Origin of the sequence: Pantoea sp. ACRSB, assembly GCF_022346905.1 — a bacterium.
Taxonomy (GTDB): Bacteria; Pseudomonadota; Gammaproteobacteria; order Enterobacterales; family Enterobacteriaceae; genus Pantoea; species Pantoea piersonii.
This window is the reverse complement of record NZ_JAKRNL010000002.1, coordinates 944,858-956,283: the sequence shown is the minus strand read 5'-3', so window position 1 is coordinate 956,283 and position 11,426 is coordinate 944,858. Positions and strand designations below refer to the sequence as shown.

Annotated in this window: 8 protein-coding genes and 1 rRNA gene; 3 read left to right on the top strand and 6 right to left on the bottom strand. The window is 58.8% G+C overall.

Going from position 1 to position 11,426, the window contains the following annotated elements:
• Together rrf and MHZ89_RS10895 are read left to right on the top strand one after the other, a co-directional pair.
• Positions 1 to 116, top strand: a 5S ribosomal RNA gene (gene rrf / locus MHZ89_RS10900).
• Positions 117 to 324: 208 nt separating this feature from the next.
• On the top strand, positions 325 to 1,632 hold the full coding sequence (locus tag MHZ89_RS10895; protein ID WP_311782998.1) for an MFS family transporter: 1,308 nt from the start codon (positions 325 to 327) through the stop codon (positions 1,630 to 1,632).
• A 90-nt stretch (positions 1,633 to 1,722) separates the two neighbouring features.
• Here MHZ89_RS10895 and pssA read toward each other — a convergent pair whose 3' ends face one another.
• From pssA to trxC, 4 genes are all read right to left on the bottom strand, one after another.
• Positions 1,723 to 3,078 (bottom strand): CDP-diacylglycerol--serine O-phosphatidyltransferase, encoded by a 1,356-nt coding sequence (gene pssA, locus MHZ89_RS10890; RefSeq protein ID WP_311782997.1) that lies wholly within the window; start codon positions 3,076 to 3,078, stop codon positions 1,723 to 1,725.
• 117 nt (positions 3,079 to 3,195) lie between these two features.
• Positions 3,196 to 5,853, bottom strand: a complete 2,658-nt coding sequence (locus MHZ89_RS10885) for a bifunctional acetate--CoA ligase family protein/GNAT family N-acetyltransferase (protein WP_311782996.1) — start codon at positions 5,851 to 5,853, stop codon at positions 3,196 to 3,198.
• Positions 5,854 to 5,999: 146 nt separating this feature from the next.
• On the bottom strand, positions 6,000 to 6,698 hold the full coding sequence (locus MHZ89_RS10880) for a tRNA-uridine aminocarboxypropyltransferase (protein WP_311782995.1): 699 nt from the start codon (positions 6,696 to 6,698) through the stop codon (positions 6,000 to 6,002).
• Between the two features lie 178 nt (positions 6,699 to 6,876).
• Positions 6,877 to 7,296 (bottom strand): thioredoxin TrxC, encoded by a 420-nt coding sequence (gene trxC, locus MHZ89_RS10875; RefSeq protein WP_311782994.1) that lies wholly within the window; start codon positions 7,294 to 7,296, stop codon positions 6,877 to 6,879.
• A 160-nt stretch (positions 7,297 to 7,456) separates the two neighbouring features.
• On the opposite strand from trxC, the gene MHZ89_RS10870 reads away from it, so the two are divergent.
• Positions 7,457 to 8,548, top strand: a complete 1,092-nt coding sequence (locus tag MHZ89_RS10870; protein ID WP_311782993.1) for a tRNA/rRNA methyltransferase — start codon at positions 7,457 to 7,459, stop codon at positions 8,546 to 8,548.
• Positions 8,549 to 8,629: 81 nt separating this feature from the next.
• Here MHZ89_RS10870 and emrB read toward each other — a convergent pair whose 3' ends face one another.
• Positions 8,630 to 10,165 carry a multidrug efflux MFS transporter permease subunit EmrB gene (gene emrB, locus MHZ89_RS10865; RefSeq protein WP_126690599.1) on the bottom strand — a complete coding sequence of 512 codons (1,536 nt, stop codon included), beginning with the start codon at positions 10,163 to 10,165 and terminating at the stop codon, positions 8,630 to 8,632.
• A gap of 16 nt (positions 10,166 to 10,181) precedes the next feature.
• Positions 10,182 to 11,354 (bottom strand): multidrug efflux MFS transporter periplasmic adaptor subunit EmrA, encoded by a 1,173-nt coding sequence (gene emrA, locus MHZ89_RS10860; RefSeq protein ID WP_120457649.1) that lies wholly within the window; start codon positions 11,352 to 11,354, stop codon positions 10,182 to 10,184.
• Positions 11,355 to 11,426: the final 72 nt, after the last annotated feature.

The window sequence follows — 11,426 nt, the reverse complement described above, 5'->3', positions numbered from 1 at the left end:
CCTGGCGGCCTTAGCGCGGCGGTCCCACCTGACCCCATGCCGAACTCAGAAGTGAAACGCCGTAGCGCCGATGGTAGTGTGGGGTCTCCCCATGCGAGAGTAGGGAACTGCCAGGCATCCAAACGCGATAACCCTGACCTCACGGTCAGGGTTTTTTGCGTTATACGTCAGAAAAAATCCTGATCCTCTCTACACGCGTTACAACCAAACCTCTTCCGCATCACATTTACCACAGCATATCGGCGATAACATTTCGTTGTCATTGATGAAGTGGTTTACTCACTGTTTTGACGCTGTTTATCAGCAAGGAACATGAGGTTACGCATGGCAGAAATTAATACGCGCGCATCCCAGCATGCAGCAGAAGAGCAGGGGATCAGCAAAAAACGCGTCTGGGCAATCGTCGGCGCATCATCAGGCAACCTGGTGGAGTGGTTCGACTTTTATGTCTACTCCTTTTTCTCACTCTATTTCGCACATATCTTCTTCCCCAAAGGTGATACCACGACGCAGCTGCTGCAAACTGCCGGGGTGTTCGCCGCAGGCTTTTTAATGCGTCCCATTGGCGGCTGGCTGTTTGGATATATCGGCGATCGTCACGGACGTAAGAAGTCGATGCTTATTTCGGTATGCATGATGTGTTTTGGCTCGCTGGTCATCGCCTGTCTGCCCGGCTATAGCAGCATTGGCATTGCCGCTCCGGCGATCCTGCTGCTGGCGCGCATGTTTCAGGGGCTGTCGGTCGGCGGGGAGTATGGCACCAGCGCGACCTACATGAGCGAAGTGGCGCTGGAGGGACGCAAAGGGTTCTACGCCTCTTTTCAGTATGTCACGCTGATCGGTGGCCAGCTACTGGCGGTGCTGACGGTCGTCGTACTGCAGTTTATTCTCAGCGAAGAGGATCTGCGCAGCTGGGGCTGGCGCATTCCTTTTTTCCTCGGTGCTCTCCTTGCCGTGGTGGCTCTATGGCTGCGGCGTTCACTGCATGAAACCTCTGATAAACAGAGCCGTCGGCATAAAGACGCTGGCAGTATTACCGGCCTGCTGCGCAACCATCCGCGCGCCTTTCTGATGGTGCTTGGTTTTACCGCAGGCGGCTCGCTGAGCTTCTATACCTTTACTACCTATATGCAGAAGTATCTGGTGAACACGGCGGGCATGGATGCGAAAAGCGCCAGCGGACTGATGACCGGCGCGCTGCTGGTGTTTATGCTGATACAGCCCCTTATCGGCGCGCTCTCAGATAAAATCGGTCGTCGGGGATCAATGCTGATCTTCGGCGCGGGCGCGGCCATATGTACCGTTCCGATCCTGACTGCGCTGCAAAGCGTGCAGAGTCCTGCCATCGCTTTCTGCCTGATCATGCTGGCGCTGCTGATTACCAGTTTCTATACCGCGATCAGCGGCATCCTTAAGGCGGAGATGTTCCCGCCGGAGGTGCGTGCGCTTGGCGTCGGCTTATCCTATGCCGTGGCGAATGCTATTTTCGGCGGGTCGGCGGAATATGTCGCGCTGCTGATGAAACAGCAGGGCATCGAAACAACATTCTTCTGGTATGTGTCGGCGATGGGCGCGCTGGCGTTTGTGGTGTCGCTGTTGCTACATAAACGCGGCAAAGGCATCAGGCTGTAGCTCTTTCTGGCGAAGCCTTCACCGTTCCCGCCCGAAAAGCGGCTGTTGAAGGCTTTTTGCCTGGCACGCAGCGGCGCGCCAGGCAACGCATCAGAGAATGCGGCTAATAAGACGGTCGATACGAATACGGCGCAGGCGGCGGATCAGCTTGCGCACCTTAGCCGGATAGTCGGAGATGCTTTCCAGCTCGCGGAAGTGCTTCACCACGTGAGTGTGGGTACGAATCAGCGACAGCTCTTTTTCACGCTGCTCGGCCAGCTGCTGCAGCGGATCGTGGATAAGCACTGCGTTTTCCAGATCGAGGCGCCAGGCGCGCGGATTAAGGTTATTGCCGGTAATCAGCGTCCACTCGTCATCTACCCATATGCCTTTCAGGTGATAGCTGTTCTCGCCATCCTTCCACAGCCGTACCGCCAGCTGGCCGTTATCCACATAATACTGCAGGCGGCTGAGGAAGCGGCGCAGGTTAATTTCATAAAGATAGGGCAGTGCGCCGATGATTTTGAACGGCTGCTCGGGCGGAATATAGAAATCGTTGGCGGTCTTATCGCCGACGATGATCTCTACCTCTTTGCCCTCGCGCAGCAAATGGATAATGCTGCGCACCAGAATCGCCGGCAGGTTGAAATAAGGCGTGCAGATAGTCAGCTTCCGCTCGGTGCAGGGCATCAGGTGGAAGATAGTTTTGTTCAGCAGGCTGCGTTTGCCCAGGCCGACCAGCGGCGTAACGGTCAGCTCTTCGTTATGGCCATCGCCAGCGAACTGATAATTGAATCCGCGCAGATCCTGGCGGAACTGGCGCGTTTCATTTTTGATTTCCGGGCTGGAGGGGCGTTCCTGCTGGTCGAGACGATTGACCGCTTCCGACTGCTTGAGATTGACGTTGATCCACTCATACATGGTGTCGGCCAGCTGCGGATTACGAATCAGCTGATAGCGATCGTAACGGTACTTATCGTGCTGGTGCAGATAAACGTCGTTAATACTGGCGCCGCTGTAGAGCAGCGTATCGTCGATAATAAAGCCTTTAAGGTGCAGTACGCCCAGCGCTTCGCGCGTATTGACCGGAATGCCGTAAACCGGAATAGCGATATCCGCATGCTGCGTCGCCATTTCGCAATACCAGTCTGCATTCGTTACGCCGCGCGCCGCACCGATGCGGCCGCGCTGAGCGCGATGCCAGTCAACCAGAATGCTGACATCCAGCTCTGGACGCGCGCGTTTCGCCGCATAGAGCGCATCCATAACGGCACGTCCGGCGTCGTCGTTCTCCATATAGAGGGCGACAATGCAGATGCGATGCTGCGCCGCCGCGATTTTTTCCAGCAGCGTGCGACGGAAATCAGCAGGCGAGTAGAGCGTTGACACATCCGCAGCGGACTGTGACAGTTTCGGCAACTGTGCGAGGTGTTGTTGATGCTTATTGCGTTTAAATTTAGTCAGCATCGCAGTGCGCTTCTTCTCGGTTCATTGCATGGCCTTTTGCCATCAAATCAGGGTCATAACGGTAAATAATAACACCAACCTTATGTAGTCGGCCATTTTTTACCTTTCTCTACAAGGTTAGCCGATGTCCCTGTGTAAGGGTAAATTCAGGCTGACGATACCCTCATCAAGCTGAACATCCACGCCGAAACCCAGCTTGCGCGCCAAGGTAATCATGCCGCGGTTGTGCGGCATGGTGATACCGTTGAGCTGCTGCAGCCCGTGATCGCGCGTATAGCGGATCATTTTTTCCAGCAGTCGTCGTCCCATGCCCAGCCCTTTTAAGTCGGATCGCACCAGTACGGAAAATTCGGCGTCGATATTGTCGGCATCGGAGATCGCGCGCGTGACGCCAATAATCTCGCTCATCTCCTGCTGCTGGCGCACCGCGACGAAAGCCATCTCGCGGTCATAATCGATCTGCGTCATATTGGCGAGATCGTCATGGGTAAATTCGTTAATTTCGCTGAAGTAGCGGTAATAGAGGTCTTCTTTAGTGACCTGTGCGATAAAGGCGCGCAGCAGCGGTTCGTCCTCCGGCAGGATAGGGCGGAACAGGCAGCTCTGCCCATCTTTCAGCATGACCCGCTCTTCAAGCTGCTGCGGATAGGGGCGAATCGCCAGCCGCGCTTCGCTGTCGCCGCTAAAAGGCGCCAGATCCAGAGTAACATCAAGCAGGGTAAATTCGCTGCCCGCCGCCAGCAGCGGATGAATATCGAGCCGCTGGATCTCCGGGCAGTCCACCACCAGGTTAGAAACCTGCACCAGCAGCTGACTGAGCGCCGGAATATCCAGCGTTCCCAGACCGCCGCGACTGCGGATCTTGCCGCTTTTGATCGCCTGAATGACCAGATAGCGCGCCAGCGTCATATTAAGCGGTGGCAGCGCGACCGCCGCCTGTTTGTCCGCCTGCCATTCAACACCGCCTTCGCCCAGCAAAATAACCGGCCCGAACAGCGCATCCTGTTGCACCACTACGCGCAGCTCCTGAGCGCCGGCGCGATTAGCCATGCTCTGAACCAGCAAACCTTCGATGCGTGCCTGAGGCAGCGTCTGTTTAACCCGGTCGATAATGGCTTCGGCCGCCTGCTCGACTTCTGCGGCGTTGCGCAGATAGAGCATAACGCCCTGAACTTCAGATTTATGGGCGATATCGGGCGAGCGCAGCTTGAGCGCCACAGGATAGCCGATACGCTCGGCGATAGCGGCCGCTTCCCCGCTGTCGTGGGCGATCCATGTCGGCAGCGTTGCCATACCGTACGCCTGCAGGATCGGCTGCACCTCATGGGTATCAAGCGTAGTAACGCCTTTCGCCAGCGCCTGCGACAGCAGCTGATGCGCCTGAGCGCTGTCCTGGGTCAGGCTGGCGGGCAGCGCCGGCGTTTCGCGCAGCTGTTTCTGGTTACGGCGATACTCTACCTGGTGCATAAAGGCGGTTACTGTGCCTTCCGGCGTGCGCCATGTGGGGATGCCCGCCTGGGTAAAGGCGCGCCGCGCCGCCAGCGATGAGAATTCGCCGCACCAGTTGGTCAGGAGCGTCACCTGCTTGCCGCGCGGATGAGCGGCGATGGCGTCAATGATTTGCTGCGCCGATTCGGTTGCGGGCGCTACCGCGCTGGGCGCATGGATGATCATCAACGCATCCAGTTCATGGCTGTTCAGCAGCACATTAATGCAGTCAACATAGCGCTGCGGCGTGGCGTCATCTTTCAGGTCGAGCGGATTGCCGCGCCCGACCCCTTCCGGCAGCAGTGCGGCCAGCGCCGAAAGCGTTTCGTCGCCCAGGGCGGCAAGCTTGCCGTTGCGCGCATAGAGTTCATCTAATGCCAGTGCGGCAGGGGCGGCGCCGTTGCTAATAATCATTAGCCTGTCGCCGCGCAGCGGACGCATATGGCTGAGCGACTCCACGGCGGTGAAAAGCTCATGGGTATCCTGCACGCGCAGCAGGCCTGCGCGCTGAATCGCCGCATCCCAGGCGGCGTCCAGCCCGCTATGGGTGCCGAGCAGGGCCTGAGCCTGATGACTGCGGCCGCTTTTGATTACCAGAATAGGTTTATTGCGCGAGGCACTGCGCGAGGCCGACACAAAGCGTCGCGCGTCGCTCAGGTGCTCAAGGTAGAGCAGAATGGCGCTGGTTTTGCCGTCGCGCGCCAGAAAATCGAGCAGATCGTCAACGTCGGTATCCAGGCTGTCACCCAGCGCAATAAACCAGGAGAAGCCCAGATTGCGCTGCTGCGCCCAGTCGAGAATGGTATTGGAGACCGCCGCCGACTGCGAGATAAAGGCGATGCGGCCTTTCTCAATCGGCACCGGCGAAAAGCTGGCGTTAAGTCCTTGCCAGGGCGCGAGCAGCCCGAGACTGTTGGGGCCGAGCAGGCGGATCTGCCACTGCGCGGCGCAGCTTTTTAGCGCCTCCAGCTGGCTGGCGGGTGCGGAGAGAATAATGCAGGCTTTGCACCCTTTTTCGCCCAGCTGCTGCAGCAGTTCGAGATTGCGCTTCGCATGGGTGCAGATCACCGCCAGGTCAGGCGCGAAAGGCAGGCTGTCGATGGTAGGCCAGGCGAGCACGCCGCTGACGGCTCTGTACTTTGGCGTGACCGGCAGCACCGGGCCGCTGAAGCCGCCTGCCAGCAGATTGCGCATCATAAAGTGCCCGGCGCGTCCCGGCCTGTCCGAGGCGCCAATCACCGCAATAGATTTAGGTCGTAACAGCGCTTCCAGCCCGCGTTGGCTCATCCCGCCCTCCTGAAGTCGACTGGCGTGATTGTAATCGTTTTTTCCCGGATTTGCCGGTTCGACGATCGCAGGCTGAGAACCGCGACAAAATTTTGCTCGCGCGGAGGGGAGGCGGCAATCCGGCAGCGGATCGCCGCACGTAAGCGCTAAAGACTCTCAGCGATGGCGCTTTGATACGCGGGATGGTGCGGTTTACCTGCCAGATAGGCATGACGAAACCGTTCAAAATGGTGAAGCAGAGCGTGCGCCGCGGCCCCATCGCCTGCCTGCTCCAGCAGCGCGGCGGCGACTTCGGCGGTGCAGTGCTGGCCTTCGCCATGTGCTTCGCGCAGCGTATAGCGCGAGGGCGCGGTAACGTTTAGCGACATGACCGGCAGCGCATCGAGCCAGGGACTTTTACGAAACATTTTGCGCGCCTCGGTCCAGGTGCCGTCGAGCATAATAAAGAGCGGCGGCTTGCCGCTGAGCGGCGGCGCGGTCAGCACTTCGCGGCCGGGATCGGCGTAAGAGGCGGGAAACACCACCATCGGCTGATAGTCGGGATGCGCAACCGCGCTCAGCAGCGCGGGATCGGGTTCGGTACGCGACCAGCCAAACGCTTCGGTCTGCGGCAAAATATCGGCGATCAGTCGCCCGGTATTGCTGGGCTTCATCGGCTCGGTATCGAACATCACCAGGCAAAAGCGGCTACGCGCGCTCTGCGGCTGGATAGTGGCGCACAGGCAATTTTTTTGCGGCAGCAGACAGCGCTGACAGCGCACCACGCGGTTGCCACGGGCGAGAAAAGGGCGAGTGGCGCGGGCAAGGCGTTGCGCACGCAGGCGGAGAACGGCGTTATCAGTCATGGCTTAGTGAGCAAAGTAAAACGCTAGTGTAATCGAAGCGCGCGGGAAAAGAAAAAGGCCAGCGCGGCTGGCCTGTGTGGGCTGATAAGAGGCTAATGCGGAGAGACTTCCGCGTTTTTGATCGTGGCCGCGGGAAGCCTGGCTTTTGGGCCAGATCTTCCGTTTGCCAGCTCAGGGTTTATAGCGACTCATCAAGCCATTCGTTGAAAGGCGCTTTCGGCATCGCGCCGTTCAGCATGTCCACCAGCTCGCCTTTTTTAAAGATCATAATGGTGGGAATGCTGCGAATGCGGAAACGCGTGCTCAGTGAAGGTTCCGCTTCGGTATTGACCTTAACGAAACGCACCTGGCCGCTGCGCTCCTGCGCCACCTCTTTAAAGACCGGCGCGAAGTTGACGCAGGGGCCGCACCAGGGCGCCCAGAAATCCACCACGACCGGCAGATCGTCCTGTAAATATTTATCCAGCGTTTCGGCGGTCGCGTTAGCCACTTCGCCATTAAAGAGTTCGCTGCCGCAGCGGCCGCATTTAGCTCCATCGGCAACGCGATCCAGGGGAACGCGATTGGTTGCCTGACAGGAAGCGCATACCGTATTCATATAGACCTCAAGGGGTTTGCAGGTGTCAGTTTTGTAAATATTGTCCATTATGAGAAGGTTGCGAACAGCCCTCAAACTGGATTGTCCAATAGGTTCAATAGTTGATAGCTAAGCGCCAATACATCAGGTAATCTTCGCGCTCTCAATGCAGGAGGAACAGATGAACGACGAATTTAAAGGCAAAAGTGGCAAGGTAAAAGTGATGTACGTGCGAGATGAGGGCGAGAATGGCTCACGCGCGCCGAACCCGCGTACCGGTAAAGGTGGTGGCCGCCCAGCCCGTCAGGAAGATTCGCGTCGTTCCTCTGGCCGCCGTAGCGAAGAGGGCGCCAGCCGCAAACCCCGCAGCGATGAAGGCAGCCGCAGGCCTCGCAGCGATGAGGCTGGCCGCAAACCGCGTAACGACGAGTCATTCTCGCCGTGGCGTACCGTGTCGCGTCCGCCGAGCGAGCGCGCGTCCGTTGAAGAGAAGCAGCCGGAGCAGGGCGGCAAGGTCGCTATCGATCCGGAAGTGATCCGTCGTCAGCGTCAGGAAGAGACGCGCGTGTATGGTGAAAACGCCTGCCAGGCGCTGTTTCAGAGCCGTCCGGAAGCGATCGTGCGCGCCTGGTTTGTGCAGAGCGTGACGCCGCGTTTCCGCGAAGCGCTGCGCTGGCTGGCGGCGAACCGCAAAGCCTATCACGTCGTAGAGGATGCTGAGCTGGCGAAAGCGTCCGGCACCGAGCATCACGGCGGCGTCTGCTTCATTATTAAAAAACGCATGGGCATGGCGGTCAGCGAGTGGCTGAGCCAGGCCGGTGAGAAAGATTGCGTACTGGCGCTGGAAGATGTCAGCAACCCGCATAACCTGGGCGGCATTATGCGCAGCTGCGCGCACTTCGGCGTTAAAGGCCTGCTGGTGAATGACGCTTCGCTGCTGGAGTCCGGCGCGGCGGTGCGTACCGCTGAAGGCGGCGCCGAACACGTACAGGCGATCAGCGGCGAAAGCTTTGCTGGCGGTCTGGAAGCGTTCCGTAAAGCGGGTTACACCATCGTAACGACCTCAAGCCATGAGGGGACGCCGCTGGCGAAAGCTGAGCTGCCGGCGAAGATGGTGCTGGTGCTGGGTCAGGAGAGCGAAGGCCTGTCTGACAGCGCGTTCCAGCAGGGCGATATCAGCCTGTCGATCGGCGGGACCGGCAACGTCGAGAGCCTTAACGTCTCGGTGGCGACCGGCATTTTGCTTGCCGAATGGTGGCGACAGAACGCATAAAAAAACGGGCCGAAAGGCCCGTTTTTGTTTAGGGAAAATGCCGAAGCGGACAGGGGTCTGTCAGGGATGGCGAAACAGACGCTAGTGCGCGCCGCCGCCGCCGCTGCCTGACCCAAAGGGCGGTCGGGCGAACCAGATCAGCACCAGCAGAACCAGAAACACTCCCGCCGACGCCCAGAAGATCTCATTGGCAGAGATAATCAATCCCTGGTTGGTGATCTGCTGCGCGATATAGGCTGATGCCTGCTGATGTGACATGCCCATCCCTTCCAGCTGGTGATACATCTGCTGCGCATTGGGGTTATAGGGCGTAACCGACTCGCTGAAGGTGCTGTGATGCATCGATTCCCGGTCGGTCCACATGGTGGTGGTAATCGAGGTGCCAATCGAGCCCGCCAGGGTACGCACGAAGTTCGACAGGCTCGACGCAGCCGCCAGCCGATCCGGCGACAGCCCGGAAAGGGTAATGGTGGTGAGCGGCATAAAGAAGCAGGCGACGGCGAATCCCTGGATAAACTGCGGCCAGGCCGATGCACCGAAGTCCATCGAGGGTTCGAAGGTATAGGCGCGCCAGTAGAAGCAGACGGCATACATAATAAAGCTGAAGGTCACCAGCTTGCGCATATCCAGCTTGTGGGCGAAGCGGCCGATAATCGGCGACAGGATCACCGGAATAATGCCTACCGGCGCGGACGCCAGACCGGCCCAAGTGGCGGTGTAGCCATATACCTCCTGCAACAGCTGCGGCAGCAATACAATCGAGCCGAAGTAGAGCATATAGGCCAGGCTGATTGAGAGGCAGCCGATAGTGAAGTTGCGCGACTTAAACAGCGCCAGATCGACAATAGGGTGGTCGTCGGTCAGCTCCCACACCAGCAGCACCGCCAGAGATATCACGGCGACGACTGTCAGCACGATAATCTCGGTGGAGTTAAACCAGTCAAGCTCTTTACCGCGGTCCAGCATTACCTGCAGACAGCCGATACCCACGACCAGCAGCACCAGGCCCACCACGTCGATAGGACGTACTTCGGTGCGTGTCTCGCGGCCGCGCAGGGTCTGCAACGTCAGCATCACCACCACGGCGCCGATCGGCACGTTGATAAAGAAGATCCAGCCCCAGTGGTAGTTATCGCTGATCCAGCCGCCAAGAATTGGGCCGCAGATCGGCGCGACAATCACCGTCATCGCCCACAACGAGAGGGCGATGCTGCGTTTGGCGGGCGGATAGTTGCTCAGCAGCAGACTCTGCGACAGTGGGATCAGCGGACCGGCTACCACGCCCTGCAGGATGCGGAAGAAAATCAGCATCTCCAGGCTTTCCGACATACCGCACGCCCAGGAGGCAAGGGCGAACAAAATCGTCGCCCAGGTAAAGAGTTTTACCTCGCCGACGCGCTTCGCCAGCCAGCCCGTAATGGGAATGGAGATGGCGTTCGCCACCCCAAACGAGGTAATGACCCAGGTGCCCTGTGAGTTGGACGCGCCCAGATTGCCTGCAATAGTGGGGATCGCCACGTTAGCGATGGTCGAATCCAGCACCTGCATAAAGGTCGCCAACGACAGCGCAATGGTCATCAGGACCAGCGGCGCGCCTTCTAGCGGTTTTTGTGCCATGACAGCCTCCGCGTCATCATCCGGCGTTGGCGCGGACAATATCTGTGATCAGCTGATTCACCGGCGCCAGGTCGATCGCCAGCGCATTAGTGCTGTAGGCAGCCTGCTGGCGAACGCTGGTGGCGAGCATGCTGCCATCTTTATTCGTGGTATCGACTTTCACCAGCGTCGAGAGACCAATGCGCAGCGGATGCTTCACGATATCATCCTGGTTAAGCTCGATACGCACCGGCAGACGCTGCACCACTTTGATCCAGTTGCCGGTGGCGTTCTGCGCAGGCAGCAGCGAAAAAGCGCTGCCGGTGCCCATATCCAGGCCGACCACTTTGCCGTGATAGGTCACGTCGTCGCCGTAGATATCAGCCACGACCGTCGCGTCCTGTCCAATGCGTACGCCTGCCAGCTGCGTCTCTTTAAAGTTGGCGTCGATCCACAGGTTGGTGGCGGGAACCACGGCCATCAGCGCTGTGCTGGTATCGATTTGCGAACCGACCTGCACGCTGCGGCGCGAGACATAACCGTCCATCGGGCTGCGAATATCGGTACGCTGCAGCGCCAGCCAGGCGTCGCGCAGTTCAGCGGCGGCCTGTTTCACCGCAGGCTGATCCTCCAGCGAAGTGTTGAGGATCATCGCCTGATTCGCGTTGTACTGCTGCACCGCCACATCAAGCTGCGCTTTAGCGGTGGCAACCGCATCGCGCGAGTGCTGCAGCTCTTCGCGGCCGATCAGGTTAGAGGCACCCAGCGGCTCGCGACGTTTCAGATCGGCTTCCGCCTGCGCCAGCGCGGTTTGCTGCAGCGCAATACTCGCCTGATACTGCTTAGCGTTGATCATCAGCTGATGCGTCTGACGCACGCTGGTGGCCAGCGCGGTCTGCGCTTTTTCAAACGCCTGTTCGGCGTCAGTTTTATCCAGCGAAACCAGCACGTCGCCTTTCTTGACGTAATCGGTATCGTCAAACCAGACCTTATTGACGCTGCCCGACACCTGCGCCATCACCTGTACCTGGTTTCCGGCTACGTAAGCATCGTCCGTTTCCTGAAAGTGCCGCAGCACCAGGAACCAGTAAACGCCCCATGCGATACCAGCCAGCACAAAAAGCAGCGCCAGCAGAAGCAGCACTTTTTTACGCGTCTTCTTTTTATTGGCTGGCTGTTGCGGGCTTTGCGCCTCCGCCGTTGCACTCATGTCAATCTCCAACTGTTTCATATGTCGGGGCGCGATCGTCCCTTTTCACGGAGCCCGAGTCGAAAAAAGCCA

Coding starts and splice junctions, on each gene's coding strand:
- MHZ89_RS10895 (WP_311782998.1), top strand. CDS start 325: ATGGCAGAAATTAATACGCGCGCATCCCAGCATGCAGCAGAAGAGCAG.
- pssA (WP_311782997.1), bottom strand. CDS start 3,078: ATGCTGACTAAATTTAAACGCAATAAGCATCAACAACACCTCGCACAG.
- MHZ89_RS10885 (WP_311782996.1), bottom strand. CDS start 5,853: ATGAGCCAACGCGGGCTGGAAGCGCTGTTACGACCTAAATCTATTGCG.
- MHZ89_RS10880 (WP_311782995.1), bottom strand. CDS start 6,698: ATGACTGATAACGCCGTTCTCCGCCTGCGTGCGCAACGCCTTGCCCGC.
- trxC (WP_311782994.1), bottom strand. CDS start 7,296: ATGAATACGGTATGCGCTTCCTGTCAGGCAACCAATCGCGTTCCCCTG.
- MHZ89_RS10870 (WP_311782993.1), top strand. CDS start 7,457: ATGAACGACGAATTTAAAGGCAAAAGTGGCAAGGTAAAAGTGATGTAC.
- emrB (WP_126690599.1), bottom strand. CDS start 10,165: ATGGCACAAAAACCGCTAGAAGGCGCGCCGCTGGTCCTGATGACCATT.
- emrA (WP_120457649.1), bottom strand. CDS start 11,354: ATGAGTGCAACGGCGGAGGCGCAAAGCCCGCAACAGCCAGCCAATAAA.